The sequence below is a fragment of the Bacteroides sp. AF39-11AC genome (genome assembly GCF_003474285.1).
Taxonomy (GTDB): domain Bacteria; phylum Bacteroidota; class Bacteroidia; order Bacteroidales; family Bacteroidaceae; genus Bacteroides.
Map to the genome: position 1 here is coordinate 290,011 of NZ_QROH01000001.1, position 18,149 is coordinate 308,159.

At 44.8% G+C, this 18,149-nt stretch carries 14 protein-coding genes and 1 pseudogene; 3 read left to right on the top strand and 12 right to left on the bottom strand.

Annotation, left to right across the window (positions count from 1 at the left end; translation table 11 throughout):
* Positions 1-97: 97 nt before the first annotated feature.
* The 11 genes from DW036_RS00965 to mraZ form a co-directional block, all read right to left on the bottom strand.
* Positions 98-838: a cell division protein FtsQ/DivIB gene (locus tag DW036_RS00965; protein ID WP_118460592.1), complete on the bottom strand. Its 741-nt coding sequence runs from the start codon at positions 836-838 to the stop codon at positions 98-100.
* Between the two features lie 3 nt (positions 839-841).
* Positions 842-2,215 carry a UDP-N-acetylmuramate--L-alanine ligase gene (gene murC / locus DW036_RS00970; RefSeq protein ID WP_118460594.1) on the bottom strand — a complete coding sequence of 458 codons (1,374 nt, stop codon included), beginning with the start codon at positions 2,213-2,215 and terminating at the stop codon, positions 842-844.
* A gap of 67 nt (positions 2,216-2,282) precedes the next feature.
* A complete protein-coding gene (murG, locus tag DW036_RS00975; protein WP_118460596.1) occupies positions 2,283-3,437 on the bottom strand; it encodes an undecaprenyldiphospho-muramoylpentapeptide beta-N-acetylglucosaminyltransferase in 1,155 nt (384 codons plus the stop codon).
* An 11-nt stretch (positions 3,438-3,448) separates the two neighbouring features.
* Entirely contained in the window at positions 3,449-4,726 is a 1,278-nt protein-coding gene (locus tag DW036_RS00980; RefSeq protein ID WP_118460598.1) for an FtsW/RodA/SpoVE family cell cycle protein, read from the bottom strand.
* A gap of 25 nt (positions 4,727-4,751) precedes the next feature.
* Positions 4,752-6,086: a UDP-N-acetylmuramoyl-L-alanine--D-glutamate ligase gene (murD, locus tag DW036_RS00985; RefSeq protein WP_118460600.1), complete on the bottom strand. Its 1,335-nt coding sequence runs from the start codon at positions 6,084-6,086 to the stop codon at positions 4,752-4,754.
* 125 nt (positions 6,087-6,211) lie between these two features.
* On the bottom strand, positions 6,212-7,480 hold the full coding sequence (mraY, locus tag DW036_RS00990; protein WP_118460601.1) for a phospho-N-acetylmuramoyl-pentapeptide-transferase: 1,269 nt from the start codon (positions 7,478-7,480) through the stop codon (positions 6,212-6,214).
* 76 nt (positions 7,481-7,556) lie between these two features.
* Positions 7,557-9,008 (bottom strand): UDP-N-acetylmuramoyl-L-alanyl-D-glutamate--2,6-diaminopimelate ligase, encoded by a 1,452-nt coding sequence (locus DW036_RS00995; RefSeq protein ID WP_118460603.1) that lies wholly within the window; start codon positions 9,006-9,008, stop codon positions 7,557-7,559.
* A gap of 32 nt (positions 9,009-9,040) precedes the next feature.
* Positions 9,041-11,143 carry a penicillin-binding protein gene (locus DW036_RS01000; protein ID WP_118461142.1) on the bottom strand — a complete coding sequence of 701 codons (2,103 nt, stop codon included), beginning with the start codon at positions 11,141-11,143 and terminating at the stop codon, positions 9,041-9,043.
* A 52-nt stretch (positions 11,144-11,195) separates the two neighbouring features.
* Positions 11,196-11,555 carry an FtsL-like putative cell division protein gene (locus DW036_RS01005; RefSeq protein WP_021968182.1) on the bottom strand — a complete coding sequence of 120 codons (360 nt, stop codon included), beginning with the start codon at positions 11,553-11,555 and terminating at the stop codon, positions 11,196-11,198.
* Positions 11,556-11,574: 19 nt separating this feature from the next.
* On the bottom strand, positions 11,575-12,489 hold the full coding sequence (rsmH, locus tag DW036_RS01010) for a 16S rRNA (cytosine(1402)-N(4))-methyltransferase RsmH (RefSeq protein WP_118460605.1): 915 nt from the start codon (positions 12,487-12,489) through the stop codon (positions 11,575-11,577).
* Positions 12,490-12,513: 24 nt separating this feature from the next.
* Positions 12,514-12,990, bottom strand: a complete 477-nt coding sequence (gene mraZ, locus DW036_RS01015) for a division/cell wall cluster transcriptional repressor MraZ (protein ID WP_118460607.1) — start codon at positions 12,988-12,990, stop codon at positions 12,514-12,516.
* 318 nt (positions 12,991-13,308) lie between these two features.
* Here mraZ and DW036_RS25865 point away from each other — a divergent pair.
* The 3 genes and pseudogenes from DW036_RS25865 to DW036_RS01025 all read left to right on the top strand — a co-directional run.
* Positions 13,309-13,501 (top strand): annotated as a pseudogene (locus DW036_RS25865) (hypothetical protein); the annotation flags it as partial.
* Positions 13,502-13,680: 179 nt separating this feature from the next.
* Complete coding sequence (locus tag DW036_RS01020; RefSeq protein WP_118460608.1) at positions 13,681-16,359, top strand: glycoside hydrolase family 2 TIM barrel-domain containing protein; 2,679 nt, start codon at positions 13,681-13,683, stop codon at positions 16,357-16,359.
* A gap of 43 nt (positions 16,360-16,402) precedes the next feature.
* A complete protein-coding gene (locus DW036_RS01025) occupies positions 16,403-17,929 on the top strand; it encodes an arylsulfatase (protein WP_118460610.1) in 1,527 nt (508 codons plus the stop codon).
* Between the two features lie 2 nt (positions 17,930-17,931).
* On the opposite strand, the gene DW036_RS01030 is transcribed toward DW036_RS01025, so the two are convergent.
* A complete protein-coding gene (locus DW036_RS01030) occupies positions 17,932-18,123 on the bottom strand; it encodes a helix-turn-helix domain-containing protein (RefSeq protein WP_118460612.1) in 192 nt (63 codons plus the stop codon).
* Positions 18,124-18,149 lie beyond the last annotated feature (26 nt).

Below are 18,149 nucleotides of genomic sequence, written 5' to 3' on the forward strand. Positions count from 1 at the left end.
TCATTTACCATTTACCATTTACAATGTACCATTTACCATTAAGATTGCACCACTACCCTACATAGCAAATTGTACATTGTAAATGGTAAATTGTACATCACTTCTCTCGCTTTGTACAGATAATCTGGTTACTAAATTCAACGCTAATACGGGAATATTTGTTCCATCCTACCTGATTTAAACCTCTTTCATAAAAAGCTTTCATCCGTTCGAGTTTACGCTCAAAACCATCCAGCTTTCCAAGATAGATAATATGGTCGCCTACGCGAGGCACCAATTCCACGTCCTTGTCCGACAGCACATGTATCTGTTCAATCTGTGCTTCCCAGAACTTATTATTCTGCAAAAATACACCAAACTTATATAAATCCCTCATGGCAAACGACTTTTCTACTCTTCCGGTCACTATGGCAAGGTGTGCAACACACTTTGCATCGGGTGGCATCACAGTACCTTTATTGTCCAGATAGTAGTTCTCCCCGTTTGCACTTATCACTCGCAGGATTGGGATACGTTGACTGACTTCTACGCAAAGTTTACCACTGGGAGTCTTGTAGCATTCCACTTCATCAATAAGCGGATGTTTGGCAAGTTCCCGTTCCAGCGTTTTACTACGGATGCGATCTATTGGTTTACCAACAGGATAAATCCCTTTCTTCTCCAGTATGTCCGCCACTTCCTTTTTGGTGATGAAACCCGCATAGACGGTATCTTTGATAACCAATTCCATGTCATTGCACACCTGTCCGGCAGGCTTCCGGTTGAAAGCCGAGAGAGCTACCACCAGATAGGCGATGACGAGCAGTAGGACGATAGACAATAGAATTCGTTTTAACATGGGCTATTTATTTAATAGTTTTGTGATTTCAGGGACGTAGTTGTCTATATCTCCGGCACCCAAAGTTATCAGAACTTCAATCTGCTTTTGAGATAAGAGTTCCAGTATATCCTCTTTTTTACACATGCATTTTTCAATGCCCGGTCGCAGGTTATCGTATATCAATTGGCTGGTGACACCGGGAATCGGTTGCTCACGTGCCGGGTAGATATCTACGAGAATGACTTCGTCAAGTAGTGACAGGCTGTCGGCAAATTCCTTATAGAAATCGCGCGTGCGGGTATAGAGATGTGGCTGGAAGATAGCTGTAATCTTCTTGTCCTGATACAGATCACGAATGGATTTTACACTCTGTGCTATTTCGGCTGGATGATGGGCATAGTCGCTCAGGAATACGACCTTGTCATTCTTGATCTTGAAATCGAAACGACGGTCTACTCCCCGGAAACTTGCCATACCTTGTTTGATCTCTTCGTCTGTCGCACCGTTGAGGTGGGCGAGTGCCATGGCTGCTACGCCATTCTCTATATTGATGCTGACGGGAACACCCAGTTGGATATCATTAATACGCGTGTCGGGTGCAACAAAATCGATAAAGATTTCACCATTTCCGATACGGATATTCTCTGCGTGGAAATCTCCTTCGGTACGGGCGTAACTATAGACTTTTACACCGGTCTGCACATCAGGTTTCAAAGTGATGTCCTTGTGTATAATGAGTGCACCACCCGGCTGGATAAGCGTCGTATAATGACGAAAACTTTCCAGGTAGGCTTCTTCTGTGCCATAAATATCCAGATGGTCGGGGTCTGTGGCAGTTATTACGCTCATGTAAGGTGATAACCAGTGGAATGAGCGGTCAAATTCATCTGCCTCGATCACAGTGTATGGACTGGACTGTGATAATAATAGGTTAGTACCATAATTCTTGGAGATACCTCCGAGGAATGCAGTACAACCGATGTGTGATTGGTAAAGCAGATGTGCTGCCATTGTACTGGTAGTTGTTTTACCATGTGTACCGGCTACACACAAGCCTTTGCTACTATGTGTGATCGTTCCTAAAACCTGTGCCCGTTTCTGAATCTCGAAACCATTGTTACGGAAATATACTAACTCGGCATGCTCTTGCGGAACAGCCGGAGTATACACTACCAAAGTGCTCTCTGCATTCTTGCAGGCTTCAGGAATCAGATCCAAATTCTCTTCGTAATGTATCTGTGCTCCTTCTGCAATCAGGTGTTCGGTTAGTTCGCTTGAGGTACGGTCGTAGCCGGCAACGAGCTTTCCCTTTGATAAGAAGTAGCGTATCAGGGCGCTCATACCGATGCCACCGGCACCAACGAAATATACGGATTTTATATTTTCTATATTCATGTATTTTAGTGTTTAGCGGTTAGTGATTAGTGATTAGCGCTGTGTGTACGGGGCTAATCACTAAACACTAATCGTTATTTATCAGTTTCAATACTTCTTTTGCAATAATGGTTGCCGAATCCGGCAAAGCCAGTTTTGCAATGTTTTCGCTCAATGTTTTCAGCTTCTCGACATCTGTGACAGTTTCAAGGGCCACAGGAACCAGATGCTTCATAGCATCTACATCTTTCACATAAATGGCGGCTTTCTTATCTACCAGTGCCAGTGCATTTTTAGTCTGATGGTCTTCTGCCACATTGGGTGAAGGCACCAGAATGACCGGTTTGTTCAGCAGGCAGAATTCTGAGATAGAACCGGCACCTGCACGGGAAATAACCAGATCGGCAGCTGCATATGCACTTGCCATGTCTTTGATGAAATCCGTTACATACAGATTCGGGATAGCAGGAATACGTGGATTACGTATAGCTTCGCCCGTTGCGGTGGTAATGGCATCCTTGACTTGCTGGATATATATTTTTCCTGTCTGCCAGATGAACTGAATGTCGCCGTTTGCTTTTATCGTATCCAATGCAGCAATGAGGGTCTGATTGATGGTACGTGCCCCCAAACTTCCACCCAGTATCAATATTGTTTTCTTCTCCGGATTAAAGCCGAAAGAGGCTACAGCTTCTTCGCGGCTCTGTTTATTTGCTAACAGGTTCTGACGTACGGGATTCCCTGTCATGATAATCTTATCTGAGGGGAAGAATTTCTCCATTCCATCATATGCTATGCAGATTTTACATGCTTTCTGTGCAAGCAATTTGTTTGTCACTCCTGCATAAGAATTCTGCTCTTGTATCAAAGTAGGAACTCCCATCATGCCCGCTACTTTTAATGTAGGACCACTGGCATATCCGCCTACACCTACTGCTACCTGCGGGTTAAATTCTTTCAGGATACGGCGTGCTTTCCACTGGCTACGCAACAACTTGATAATTACTGCAAAGTTCTTCCATAAGCGCTTACGGTCGAATCCTGCTACAGGCAGACCGATAATTTTATATCCTGCATCGGGCACGCGTTGCATCTCCATTCGTCCTTCTGCACCTACAAAGAGGATCTCTGCATCAGGGCGTAGTTCCTTGATGGCGTTGGCGATAGATACTGCAGGAAATATATGTCCTCCTGTACCTCCACCACTGATGATGACGCGCGGTCCGTTATTTTTTGTTTCCATATATCTTATTTTTATTCAAATTCAGCATCACTGTTCAATACCTTCGCCGTCGGGTCAGCAGCTGTTTGTGCATCGCTATTTGTCTCTTCGGCAGGTGCTTCTACTTGCATGGGTATTAAAGCATCGTGTTCCTTCTGTTCTTCCAGTCTGGCGGTATAGCGGCTCACACTCAGTATCATGCCGATATAAGCACAGTTGATAAGTGTAGAAGTGCCACCTTTACTGATAAGCGGAAGCGGCTGTCCGGTTACCGGGGCCAATCCTACTGCTACCATCATATTGAATATAGCTTGCGATACGAGTAGTAGTGCAATCCCTATTATAAGGAAGGCAGGGAACGTTCGTTCACACTTCTTCGCAATACGCCCGACTCGTATCAGCAGGCAGACGTAAAGGAATACGACGAAAGCTCCACCTATCAATCCCAATTCTTCGATAATGATAGCAAAGATAAAGTCAGAGAAAGCCTGGCTCAGGAAGTCGCGTTGTACCGAGTTACCCGGTCCTTTACCTACAACGTGACTCGTAGCTACAGCAATACGTGCATGTGCAATCTGGGCATCTTTGTCTATATCGAATTTAGCAGCAGGTACCTCATTGTCATTTGTAAACTTCTCGATACGGGCACGCCATGTGTCGAAGCGGTGCAGGAATGGCAAATCACTATTCTTGGTTAGTACAAGGAACGTTATACCTATAATTGCTACTCCAGCCAGACCGCCTGCCAGTATTAATAATTTCTTCATTGCCACTCGCCCGATGAACATCATCAGATAAACCACTCCGAAAAGCAGTGCTGCCGTCGAGAGGTTTTCCGGGGCAATCAGCAGACAAATGACACCTGTGATAATCATGATACGCTTAAAAGCTTTCGGACTGGCTCCATCTTCGTCCTGCCCTTTCGAAAGAATAAAGGCGGTAACTATGATAACAGCCATTTTGGCTACTTCCGAAGGTTGGAACTGAACCCCCATGAAGGTCATCCAGCGTGCAGCACCGTTAATGCGTTCCATCATCATAACGAGGGCCAGCAGTACCACGGATAGTGGAAGCAGGAATACAGGAAATACCTGAAACCATTTGTAGGGGATATTGTGCATAAACACCACTACTACGGCACCCACCATCAAGATGATGCTGTGCTGTGTAATCGGCCCCCAGTGGTCACCGCTTTTATACGTCAGGGTAGACGCAGCACTGAACACTTCTACGATAGAAATGAGGCAAAGGAAAAGGAATATAATCCAGATTACCTTATCACCTTTGAATATGCTTTTTAATAAATCCAATGCTTCGCAAATTAAAAATTAATAATTAAAGGTCTCTTACGCATGCCTTGAATTGATCGCCCCGGTCTTCATAGCTGTTGAAAAGATCGAAACTGGCACAACAAGGACTGAGTAATACGGTTTCACCCTTTTGGGCCAGACGGAATGCTGCGTCTACAGCATCCTTCATGCCGGTTTGTACATCGGCTACGGGCAATCCCATGCGATCAAAGAAGTCATGTAGCTTCTCATTGTGCAATCCCAGATAAACTAAGGCTGAACACTTCTCACGTACTAAATCTTCTATTTCCGTATAGTCATTACCTTTATCTTTTCCTCCCAGGATAAGCACGGTTTTCGTCTTCATACTTTGCAGGGCGTACCAACAGGAATTTACGTTTGTGGCTTTAGAGTCATTGATGAACTCCACACCACGTACAGTTGCAACTTTTTCCAGGCGATGTTCCACCCCTTTAAAGTCAGACAATGCCCGACGAATATATTCTTTCTCTATTCCGGCAAGATTGGCTGAGATACCTGCGGCGAGAGAATTGTATAAATTATGTGTACCTTGCAGGGCCAGTTTTTCTTGCTCCATGTTGAAGTCAATGGGTTCATTGATTTCAACTTCGCCGTCTTCCACATAAGCTATAGCTCCATCTTCTTTTACTGCAGAGAACGGATAAAGGTGGGCTCGCAGTCCATGCTTGTCCAGTTCCCGCTTGATGATGGGGTCATCATTCCAGAAGATGAAAGCATCTTCAGGTGTCTGGTTCTGTGTGATGCGGAATTTGGCATCCACATAATTCTGCATACAATGGTCGTAACGGTCCAGATGATCGGGTGTGATGTTCATCAGTACGGCAATATTGGCACGAAACTTATACATATTATCCAGTTGGAAAGAGCTGAGCTCAATCACATAATAATCATGTTGGTCTGTGGCTACCTGCAAGGCAAGGCTCTTACCTATGTTACCAGCCAATCCCACATTCAGACCTGCACTTTTGAAAATGTGGTAAATAAGTGAGGTGGTAGTGGTCTTGCCATTTGAACCGGTAATACAGATCATTTTTGCATTGGTATAGCGTCCCGCAAACTCTATCTCAGAGATAACAGGTGTACCTTGCTCTTTCAGTTTCAGTATCATCGGAGCGTCGTTGGGAATACCAGGGCTTTTCACCACTTCATCCGCACTCAAAATCAGTTCCTCCGTATGCTGTCCTTCTTCCCAGGCAATACTGTACTTATCCAGCACTTCCTTATATTTATCTTTGATGGCGGACATGTCGGATACGAATGTGTCGAAACCCTTCACTTTGGCGAGTACGGCAGCACCTGCACCGCTCTCTCCGGCTCCTAATACTACAATTCTACTCATATATTCTTTAGTTATGAACTACCAGCTATCAGTAGTGGCTGGAGTTGGTAGTTGCTACAAGTTTGTTATTTATCAGCAACCAGTAGCGAGCACTTGTAGCTTGTAGCTCGCGGCTGGTAGCTCTATTATCTTATCTTTAATGTTATAATCGTTATCGCTGCCAATACAATCGTCACAATCCAGAAGCGGACTGTTATCTTTGATTCATGGAACAGCTTGGTCGGCGTTGTGAACTTCACTGTACACCCCGGTTCTATCAGACTCATGGAAGTACGGAAATGGTCGTGAATGGGAGTTCGCTTGAACAACCTTTGCTTAACGCCCCTTCTCTTTCCGGCTTTGTAATAGAATCGTTGCAGGATAACGGACAAGTTCTCTACCAGAAACACTCCACAAAGAATAGGTATCAGTAACTCTTTGTGTATGATAATGGCAAACACGGCAATGATACCACCGATTGTCAAACTACCCGTATCGCCCATGAATACCTGTGCAGGATATGCATTGTACCACAGGAAACCGATCAATGCACCGATAAAGGCACAAATGAAAATTACCAGTTCCTCCGATCCGGGGATATACATGATGTTAAGGTAACTGGCATACGTAATGTGGCTCGATACATAGGCTAAAATACCTAATGCCAAGCCTATGATTGCCGAGTTTCCCGCTGCCATGCCGTCCATTCCGTCATTCAGATTGGCGCCATTGCTGACAGCTGTTACTACGAATATAGTAATGATTACGAATAAAACCCAACCGGCAGTTTGTGCATGCTCACCTAAGAAACCCACAAAGTCTGCGTAATCCAGGTTGTTGCTCTTAAAGAACGGAATCGTAGTCTGCGTAGACTTAATGTCTTGCCCCGCATGGATGACTTCCATTTCCTGTCCTGGTTTCTTTACTTCAATATTCTCGCGGATAACTGCCTGTGGACTCAGGTAAAGTGTCAGCCCTACAATCAGTCCCAAACCTACCTGGCCGATAATTTTGAATTTTCCGTGCAAACCTTCCTTGTCTTTCTTGAAGATTTTGATGTAGTCATCGGCAAAGCCCAACGATCCTAACCATACTGTGGTAATCAGCATCAATATCATATAGACATTGCTTAGTTTACCCAGCAATAGACATGGAATGAGAATGGCCACAATAATAATGACGCCTCCCATACTTGGTACACCCACTTTGTTCACTCCGAACGGGTCGATGCTGGCATCACGTTGGGTCTCTGTGATTTGTTTCCGTTTCAGCAAGTCTATAAAACGGTCACCCCAGATACTCGAGATGAGCAATGCGAGAATGATTGCCATCAGAGCCCGGAATGATGTATAGCCAAACATGCCCGCACCGGGAATGTTATATTTGTCCAGCCATTGAAATAAGTAATATAACATATGATTAGTGATTAGTGGTTAGTGATTAGTGATTAGTGTCTTGCATTGTGATAATGCAGTTGCTAATCACTCATCACTAACCGTTAAAAACTTTATTTAGTTCTTCTTTATCATCAAAATGATGTTTAATCCCTTTGACTTCCTGATAGTTCTCATGACCCTTTCCGGCTACGAGAATAACATCACCGGGCTGCGCCAGCATGCATGCTGTTTTGATAGCTTCGCGCCGGTCGGCAATGCTGATGGTTTTCTGCATGTCATCTTTGTCCAATCCGGCAAGCATATCATTGATAATATCTTGCGGCTCTTCAAAGCGGGGATTGTCTGAAGTGATGATAACACGATCACTTGCTTTGGCCGCCTCTTTTGCCATGATGGGGCGTTTACCTTTGTCTCGGTTGCCGCCTGCACCGACTACAGTAATAATTTTTCCTTTTCCTTCGAGTACACCATGAATGGCATTCAAAACATTGATGAGGGCATCCGGTGTGTGTGCATAGTCCACAATGGCAGTGATGCCTTTAGGTGAACGTACAGCCTCGAAGCGTCCGGTCACAGGCTTCAGGGTGCTGAGTGCAACGAGTACGTCTTCTTCTTTCTTTCCAAGCAATACGGCTGCACCGAATACTGCCAGCAAGTTTGAAGCATTGAAACGACCAATGAAATGTACAGCCAATTCATGGTTGTTGAAGTCGAGCAACATCCCTTCAAAATGAGATTCCAATATTTTACCCTTGAAGTCGCTGAGGCTACGCAAGGAATAGGTATATACTTTGGAACGTGTGTTTTGGGTCATGACGAGTCCGTTCTTGTCATCCAGATTAGTCAGACTGAAAGCACTTTTCGGCATATCATCGAAAAACTTCTTCTTAGCCTTGAGGTAGTTCTCCACAGTCTTGTGGTAATCCAGGTGGTCACGTGTCAGATTGGTAAAGATCCCCCCCGCAAAGTGTAGACCACTAATGCGTTTCTGAGCAATGGAATGTGAACTTACTTCCATGAAGACATATTTGCACCCGGAGTCCGCCATCTGCCCCAGCAACTGATTTAGGGTGATGGGGTCGGGGGTGGTATGTTCAGTTGGGATTGCCTGATCATCTATATAGTTACAGACTGTAGAGATCAGTCCTACCTTGTAACCGAAATAGCGGAACGTATTATATAATAAGGTAGCGATGGTGGTTTTCCCGTTTGTTCCGGTTACGCCTACCAATTCCATTTTGGAGGTTGGGTCGTCGTAAAAAGTAGTGGCTATTTTACCAACAGCATCTTCACTGTCTTTCACCTGGATGTAGGTGATATCTTCTTTCTTTTCTTCAGGCACATCTTCGCAAAGCACCGCAACGGCACCTTTCTCTATGGCAGCGGGAATGTAAGCATGCCCGTCAGTCTGGGTACCGCGCATGGCCATGAACAGATGTCCGGCTTGCACCAGGCGGGAGTCGATATTTACCCCCGTTATTTCCGTCTCCGTACTTCCAATAACTTGTATCGGTTGTATTGCTTTCAGTAATTCACTTAATATCATACCTTATTATATATAATGTATATTCCTGTAATTTAATGAAGCGTCAAAGCTACTGTTTGACCTTTCACAATGCGGTTACCACCCGGTATCGATTGATTCTTTACCTTTCCTATACCGCTTATTCTGACTTTCAGTCCTTTGCTTTCCAATAGGTAAACAGCATCTTTCGCTCCCATTCCTATAACGTTGGGAACTGTATTTGAACTTGCTTCCTCTCTGGCCTGCAGTATGACTGCATTGGGAGACTCCTGTGTATGTCCCCATGCTTCTTTCCCTTTCTTGGGAGAGAATTGTTTTTGTACCGGAACATTCAGCCCGTTCAGCACTTGCAATGCTTCATTCATTTCTCCTGCTTTTACCGAAGGAATGACATTGCTTGTGCTATCTATTGCACTGCGGATATCAAACCGCAGATTTTTTGCATACACTCTTTCGGCAATCTTTCCGAATACGCTACCAGCCATCAGACCACCTGAGGCAGGAAGTCCTGGTTTCTGGATAGAAACAATACAACTGTACTTCGGTGCTTCTGCCGGGAAGTAACCGCAGAAACTTACCAAATAATTCACCCGTCCTGACTTGTAACCTGCCACACCCTGGGATACCTGTGCCGTACCCGTTTTTCCGGCTACGGAGAATTGCTTGCTTCCGGCAGGTTTTGCCAATCCTTGTGATACCACTTTTTCCAGAATATCGCGGATTTGTGTCAAGGTACGGTCGGAACATATCTTCGGATTGATTACCTCCGTCGGATATTCTTTTATCACTTCACCGTCTTTTACAGCGGCCTTTACAAACTTAGGACGTACCATCGTGCCATTATTGGCAATAGCATTATAGAAAGTAAGGATGTTGAGCGGTGGAACCTGAGTTTCGTAACCGATGCTCATCCATGGTAAGGTCGTCTTGGCGAAATATCTATCTTTCGGACCTTTTATATTCGGCTTTCCCTCACCTGAAATCTGTAGATTTAGCGGTTGGTCAATACTCATTCGCTTCAGTCCGTCTACATATTTTTGAGGATTATCCTTGTAGTGCTTGTCAATGAGGTACGAAACACCGACGTTGGAAGAAACTTCCAGGATGCGGGTTACATTGATCTTCCCGTAGCCACCGCGATGCCAGTTATGATCCCTCATCTTGCTACCGTACATCATCATTACACCGTTTCCGGTATCTACTTCCGTCTCCGGAGTAATCTTTCCGTCTTCAAGAGCCACCATGATAGAAGCCGTCTTGAATGTAGAACCTGGTTCCATCATATCACTAATGGCATTATTGCGCATTTCATAATAGTTACCATCGCCTGCTTTCATCATATTGACGATAGCTTTAACTTCACCTGTTTCCACCTCCATCAGTATAGCTACACCTACGGTAGCATTGATGTCTTTCAACATATCCACCAATGCTTTCTCGCAGATATCCTGCATGCCTACATCGAGCGTGGAGATAATGTCACAGCCATCTACAGGAGCTATGTCTACGATGTTCAGGTATTTATTCATTACTTTCTGGCGGTGTGTGATACCGTCACGTCCTTTCAACAAAGTGTCAAAAGCCAGTTCGATGCCATTCTTTGCACCCTGTGCAGTATCAGCATAAAGGTCCCCCAGTGTACGGGCTGCCAAGGATCCGAATGGCTTTTTACGCTGATTATATACTTGTTCGTGGAAACCGCCTTTGTATTTGTTCAGATTGAAAACAGGCAGACGTTTGGCTTCTTTGTACTGGATGTATGAAATACGTTTCGGATAAATCAGGTAGTTGCGGCTACCTTTCTTACGCCCTTTCTGCAAGTGTGATTTGAACTCAGCTGTACTCTTATCAGGGAATATCTTATGCAACCCTTCACATATTTCATTCATGTGGTTCACCAACATAGTGTCCTTGGTTTCTCCTCCTGCCTTGAAGTCCATGTATATACGATATTCGGGCAGGGAACTTGCCATCAGTTTGCCGTCGGATGAAAGAATGTTACCACGATTAGGCTTTACCGTCACGTTTTCTTTCACGAAACGGTCGGCTACATCCTGCCAGTACTGTCGCTCCGCAAACATGATGACTGCGGCTTTAACGACAATAGCTATTCCCAGCAATCCCATTACGAGGACTACAAAGAAGTAGCGGGTCATGATATTTTTCTTATTTACTGCCAAATCTGTCTACAATTTAATGATTCTATAACTATTTAATCAAATACGGCGGATGAGTGGATGTCTGCAAGTCACTCTCTTTACTTGCAATATACTCTTCGATACGTGACTGCCGGCTCCGCTCCATTAATTCCGAACTACGGGTAAGAGCATCGTATTTGATGTCAATCAGTTCTTTTTTCAATTTATCAATCTCTATCATTTGCTGCTGGCAAGCATAACGATTGTGTATATAGAATATAATCAGCAGCATTATCATTACGAGCAACTTCGTCTGACGGCGAAAAAAATCCGTAGCCAGAATGTCACCGCCGATAATGTTCTTCAGAGATGTACGATTTTTGGCTTTCTTCGCTTTCTCTGTTTTTTCGTTTACCTGTTTTTCTTCCATATCCTTCATTATCTTACCATCACTTTTTCTCTGCTATTCTCAGTTTTGCACTTCTCGATCTCGGATTCCGTTCTATTTCCGCATCGTCCGGTACAATTACTTTATTGTTAACCAACCGGAATGGAGTCTGTACATTTCCGAAGAAATCCTTTTCCATTTTACCTTCCACATTTCCGGTTCTCATAATATTCTTTACCATCCGGTCTTCCAGAGAATGGTAGGTAATTACTACCAATCGTCCGCCCGGTTTCAAAGCCTCGGTTGCTGCATATAGCATCTCTTTCAGAGCTTCCATTTCCTGATTGACTTCGATGCGTAATGCTTGGAATACTTTGGCTAACTCTTTCTTTTCCCGTTCGCGGCCAAAAAGCGGTTTGATGACTTCCAGAAATTCACCGATGGTTGTAATCTTCTGTCCGGCACGTGCTTTCACAATTACAGATGCCAGTTTGCGACTGTTCTTTAATTCACCGTATAGGTAAAAGAGGTCAGCCAACCGTTCCTCATTATATGTATTGATGATATCGGCAGCTGTATCTCCTGCGCGCTTGTTCATGCGCATGTCCAATGCACCGTCAAAGCGGAACGAGAATCCCCTTTCGCTATCATCGAAGTGATGGGAGGACACACCCAAATCGGCAAGTATTGAATCTACTTCCTCAATGTCATGATAACGCAGGAAGTTGTGCAGATATCGGAAGTTACTGCGTACAAAAGTGAAGTGGGGATTGTCCACAATGTTTTGTTCGGCATCTTCATCCTGGTCGAATCCAAGCAACTGCCCGCCATCTCCCAGACGTGACAGAATTTCCCGTGAATGCCCTCCGCCACCGAAGGTGACGTCTACATACGTTCCATCCGGCCGGATATTCATTCCGTCTACACTCGGCATCAACAACACCGGTACATGATATGTCAACTCTTCATTTCCCATTCATCACTAATCACTAATCGTTAATCACTCGTTTTCCTCTTCTTCCCAATTCTCTTCGTCTCCCAGAATTTCCTGCAAAGCTTCGCTAAACTCTTCCGGGTTCATAAAGGGTTGTTCTGTTTTCTCTTTCGCCCAGATTTCTATCGTATTGTCCACACCGATGAAACGTACATCGCTCTGTATGCCGGCCATTTGCAGGTAGCGTTTGGGTAGTAGGATGCGTCCATTCCCATCGGGAACCATGATTTCCGCATCGCTCACAAATTGCCGGAAGATTTCTTGGTGTTTTGCGTTCCATTTGTTCAGGCGTTTCCTTAGTTGGTTTTGCGTCTTGAACCAAACGCTTTCTGGATAGAGTACCAGGCAGTCCTGGAACACGTCTTTGCGCAGCACGAGTTTCTCTTCGGAAGCAGATTGCAGTTGCCTCCGAAAACCGGCGGGGATAAATACACGTCCCTTAGCGTCGGTCTTCGCTTCTATATTGCCCAAAAAACGTATCATGCTACCTTATTATAATAAGCGACGGTAAAAGTACACATTTCCCCACAATTCCCCACGAGTTTTAACTAAAAACTTTTAGAGAAGTTTTCAACACCCTGTTCATTGTTTATTTCATTGATAATGAACAGGGTGATGAAAGCCCTTCTTGGTGGGGGATTAACGTAGTTTTATAGTCTCAGTTTTGTATCCGGACCAAACTTGGGACATACTTGCTCCGTACCAACTCCGTACTTTCTCCGTGTAGAGGTACCTCTGAGTGGAGAATGTACGGAGCAAGTATGGTGCAGATACGTTCCGGGTATGGAGCAGACGTGGTCATTTACAACTCAAAGCGTACCTCTTAAGATAAAGGCATAGGGCGTAGAGTGCCCTTTGGGGAAATTGATAAATATGGATTGTGTGGAGTATTGCCGGAAGAAGATGCACCTAAAATGAAATATTGGAAGGCATTACACTTGTACCGATGGGAGCAGCCCGTTTGCGTATTTCTGCTTTTCCTGTAATTGAATAGGATAAGTCTCAGGTGTCGTGGCTGGTTATTTAGTAATGAATGGACAATTAGACAAAATTGGATTAAAAAATAGTGATTATTGGGATACTTATCTTCTGCTTTTGCCCTATTTTTGTATCGGATGTTGTAAACAGTTGTTATTGCATCAAATTATGTACACCTAAAATAATACTATCTTCATGAGCAAAATCATTCATTTAATTCTAATTGTTTTATTGTCAGTTCCCTGCTGTGCATTGCAGGCGTCTCACCAACCAGAGTTTTCCACTGCCGGTTTCTTCGAATTACCCAATTCCGGACGTGAAGTGTTTTCCATGAATCCGGCCTGGCGTTTTTATAAAGGAAGCGTTGCTGGTGCTGAAGCTATAAGTTTTGATGATACGGAATGGGCTGTAGTCTCCCTGCCTAATGGGATTGAATACCTGCCTACGGAAGCCAGTGGTTGTATCAATTACCAAGGTGAAGTTTGGTATCGTAAGCACTTCACTCCCGCAGATGCATTGAAAGGAAAGAAGTTGTTCCTGCATTTCGAGGCCATCATGGGGAAGAGCAAGGTGTTTGTGAACGGCCGGTTGATGAAAGAACATTTTGGTGGCTACTTGCCGGTGGTAGTAGATGTGACCGATGCCCTGAAATGGGGAGAGGATAATGTGATTGCCGTATGGGCGGACAATAGTGATGATCCGTCTTATCCTCCCGGAAAGGCACAGGATGTTCTTGATTTTACCTACTTCGGTGGTATCTACCGTGATTGCTGGCTGATAGCTCATAATCCTGTTTTTGTCACCGACCCTAACTTTGAGGACGAGGTCGCAGGCGGCGGCCTGTTTGTGGCTTATGATAAGGTATCGGATGCTTCGGCTGAAGTACTATTGAAAGCTCATGTACGTAATGATAGTCGTAAAACTTTTACAGGAGTTGTGGAATATGAATTGCAGCAACCGGATGGTACACAGGTGGCGTTCCTGAATGATAAAATACAGGTACGTCCGGGTAAGGCTGTTACTTCAAAAGATAAAATCACGGTAAAGAATCCATTGTTGTGGAGTCCGGAGACTCCTACCTTATATAATCTGATTGTACGTATTCGCGACCACGAAGGAAAAGTGGTGGATGGTTACCGTCGTCGTATTGGCATCCGCAGTGTGGAATTTAAGGGTAAGGATGGTTTCTGGCTGAATGGCAAACCCTATGAAGAACCGTTGATCGGTGCCAATCGCCACCAGGACTTTGCCATAGTAGGTAATGCAGTCCCCAACAGTATTCACTGGCGTGATGCAAAGAAACTGCGTGATGCCGGACTAAAGGTGATCCGTAATGCCCATTGTCCGCAAGACCCGGCGTTCATGGATGCATGCGATGAACTCGGTCTGTTTGTAATTGTCAACACTCCGGGCTGGCAGTTCTGGAATGATGCTCCTGAATTTGCGCAGCGTGTATATAGTGATATACGTAACTTGGTACGCCGTGACCGTAACCATGCCTGTGTCTGGTTGTGGGAGCCTATCCTGAATGAAACCTGGTATCCGGATGATTTTGCCAAGAAGACCCGTGAACTGGTCGATCAGGAATATCCTTACCCTTATTGTTATTCTGGTTGCGACAGCGGAGCGCGTGGCAAAGAATATTTCCCGGTACTTTTCACTCATCCGTCTTTTGATGGGAAAGCATGGGGCGATCCGAATGCCGATCCTAAAATCACCTATTTTACCCGCGAGTGGGGCGACAATGTGGATGATTGGAGTTCGCATAACTCACCCAGTCGTGTGGCACGCAACTGGGGAGAGCAACCTATGCTCATCCAGGCCCGGCATTATGCCAATCCCACATATACCTATACTTGCTATGACGCCCTTTATCGTACTCCCCGGCAACACGTGGGCGGATGTCTCTGGCACTCGTTCGACCATCAGCGTGGTTACCATCCCGATCCGTTTTATGGTGGATTGATGGATGTATTCCGTCAGCCCAAGTATTCGTACTATATGTTCAAGGCACAGCGTTCGCCCGAGAAACAGGAACGCCTTTTCGAGACTGGCCCGATGGTTTATATAGCCCATGAAATGACTCCATTCTCAAGTAAGGATGTCACTGTTTATTCGAATTGCGAGGAAGTACGGCTAACTTTCATGAAAGACGGGAAAGTATCTACTTACAACAAGCCGCTGACAGAAGCCGGTATGCCTTCACCTGTTATCACTTTCCCGGATGTTTACGACTTCCAGATGGACAAAGCCATGTCCCGGAAGAAAAAGCAAGAGGATGTGCTTTTGCTGGCCGAAGGGTTGATAGATGGTAAAGTAGTTGCCACTCATGAGGTGCATCCGGCACGCCGTCCGGAGAAGCTATTGCTCTGGATAGATAATGAAGGGGTTGACCTGAAAGCCGATGGTTCCGACTTTGTAACAGTGGTGGCGGCTGTTGCTGATAAGAATGGAAATATCAAGCGCCTGAATAATTATTATGTGAAGTTCCATGTGGAAGGTGAAGGGCGGCTTTTAGGAGATGCTTCCATATTGGCAAACCCCGCGCCTGTAAAGTGGGGCACCGCTCCGGTACTGATACAATCGACTTTGAAACCGGGCAAGATAAAAGTGACAGCCAGTGTGTTGTTTGAAGGTTCGCAGATGCCCACAGGTGCTGTACTGGAATTGGAAAGTGTGCCGACAGATCATTCGTTGCTATATTCAGGGAAAGAAGCGGCACTTATTTCAAAGCTTCCTGTTGCCGGATTGGGAGGAACAGTTGCAAAATCGGCCGCTGAGTTGGAGCAGGAACGGTTGCAGAAAGAGCGGAATGCGCAAAAGCTGAAAGAAGTCGAGAAGCAACAAGAGGATTTCGGAGAGAAGAGTAAGTGACGAGTTATAAGCAAAATTTGAATTAATTAAAAACATATTCAATATGAAATATCTAGGAATAACCTTAGGGACAGGCCTGTTGGCAACTGTTTCTTTATGTGGCAATGCGGCAAACAAAGATTCCAAACCTAATATAATCTTTATCTTGTGCGATGACATGGGATATGGAGATTTAGGGTGTTACGGACAGAAATATATTCAGACGCCTAACATAGACCGTATGGCGCAGGAAGGTATGTTGTTTACCCAAGCTTATGCCGGTAGTCCGGTTAGTGCACCTTCCCGTGCTTCTTTGATGACCGGGCAGCATACCGGGCATACCCATGTGCGTGGAAATAAAGAATATTGGAAGAATGTTCCTACTGTGACATACGGCATCAATGAAGATTTCTCTGTCGTAGGGCAGGAACCGTATGATGAAGGCCACATTATCCTGCCCGAAATCATGAAGAAGAACGGCTATACTACAGGTGTATTCGGTAAATGGGCAGGCGGCTACGAGGGCTCCTGTTCCACACCGGATAAACGGGGGATAGATGAATTCTATGGTTATATTTGTCAGTTCCAGGCACATTTGTACTATCCCAATTTCCTGAACAGATACAGCAAGGAGGAAGGAGATTCCGGAGTCGTACGTGTTGTTATGGAGGACAATATCAATTATCCTATGTTTGGTGATGATTACAAAAAGCGTTCGCAATATTCTGCCGACCTTATTCATCAGAAAGCTATGGAATGGATTGATAAGCAGGATGGTAAACAACCTTTTTACGGCTTCTTCACTTATACGCTTCCGCATGCCGAACTGGCGCAGCCCAACGACTCCATTCTGAAAGGCTATAAAAAGCAATTCTTCAGAGATAAAACCTGGGGAGGGTATAAAGGTGGGCGCTACAATGCCGCGGAGCATACCCATGCCGAGTTTGCCGGTATGATTACCCGCCTCGACTGTTATGTAGGCGAAGTCTTGAAGAAACTGAAAGAGAAAGGGCTCGATGATAACACGATTGTTATCTTTAGCAGTGATAACGGCCCTCACGAAGAGGGTGGAGCGGATCCCGAATTTTTCGGACGGGATGGTAAGTTGCGCGGTCTGAAACGGCAATGCCATGAGGGCGGTATACGAATCCCCTTTATCGTGCGTTGGCCCGGGCGTATATCAGCCGGTACGGTGAATGATCACCAATTGGCTTTCTACGATGTGATGCCTACATTCTGTGAGTTGATGGAGGATAAAGCGTTCCCGAAGAAATACATAAATAAGAAGATAAAGGATGATTGCTTTGACGGTATTTCCTTTGCTCCTACCTTGTTTGGGGATGACAGCAAGCAGCAAAAGCATGATTTCCTTTATTGGGAGTTCCATGAAACAGACCAGATTGGTGTCCGTGTGGGAGACTGGAAATTGTTGGTTAAGAAAGGGACACCTTATCTGTATGATCTCGCAAATGATGTGCATGAAGATCATGATATTGCAGCTGCTCATCCCGATATTGTGAAGCAGATGAAAGAGATTATAAGGCGGGAGCACAGAGATAGTGAGATGTTTTCTGTTACGTTGCCTGAATAATATTATTCCTGTGATATATCTCTGGGCAATACTTTGAATTTCTTTTTGAAACAACTGCTAAAATATTTAGGATCATTATATCCTACAGTATAAGCCAAATCGGAAATACGCATGCCGGGGTTGTCAGAAAGAATCTTATAAGCTGCTTGTAAGCGTATATCAGGACACATGATGCTAATTATATGACTTTTCATCGTATTCGGAACTTTCGTACCTTTTA

Bases quoted from the DNA above. Each gene is read 5' to 3' on its own strand.
- DW036_RS01025 (WP_118460610.1), top strand. From the start codon at position 16,403: ATGAAATATCTAGGAATAACCTTAGGGACAGGCCTGTTGGCAACTGTT.
- mraY (WP_118460601.1), bottom strand. From the start codon at position 7,480: ATGTTATATTACTTATTTCAATGGCTGGACAAATATAACATTCCCGGT.
- DW036_RS00995 (WP_118460603.1), bottom strand. From the start codon at position 9,008: ATGATATTAAGTGAATTACTGAAAGCAATACAACCGATACAAGTTATT.
- DW036_RS00965 (WP_118460592.1), bottom strand. From the start codon at position 838: ATGTTAAAACGAATTCTATTGTCTATCGTCCTACTGCTCGTCATCGCC.
- DW036_RS01020 (WP_118460608.1), top strand. From the start codon at position 13,681: ATGAGCAAAATCATTCATTTAATTCTAATTGTTTTATTGTCAGTTCCC.
- murC (WP_118460594.1), bottom strand. From the start codon at position 2,215: ATGAATATAGAAAATATAAAATCCGTATATTTCGTTGGTGCCGGTGGC.
- murG (WP_118460596.1), bottom strand. From the start codon at position 3,437: ATGGAAACAAAAAATAACGGACCGCGCGTCATCATCAGTGGTGGAGGT.
- rsmH (WP_118460605.1), bottom strand. From the start codon at position 12,489: ATGGGAAATGAAGAGTTGACATATCATGTACCGGTGTTGTTGATGCCG.
- DW036_RS01000 (WP_118461142.1), bottom strand. From the start codon at position 11,143: ATGACCCGCTACTTCTTTGTAGTCCTCGTAATGGGATTGCTGGGAATA.
- DW036_RS01005 (WP_021968182.1), bottom strand. From the start codon at position 11,555: ATGGAAGAAAAACAGGTAAACGAAAAAACAGAGAAAGCGAAGAAAGCC.
- murD (WP_118460600.1), bottom strand. From the start codon at position 6,086: ATGAGTAGAATTGTAGTATTAGGAGCCGGAGAGAGCGGTGCAGGTGCT.
- mraZ (WP_118460607.1), bottom strand. From the start codon at position 12,990: ATGATACGTTTTTTGGGCAATATAGAAGCGAAGACCGACGCTAAGGGA.
- DW036_RS01030 (WP_118460612.1), bottom strand. From the start codon at position 18,123: ATGAAAAGTCATATAATTAGCATCATGTGTCCTGATATACGCTTACAA.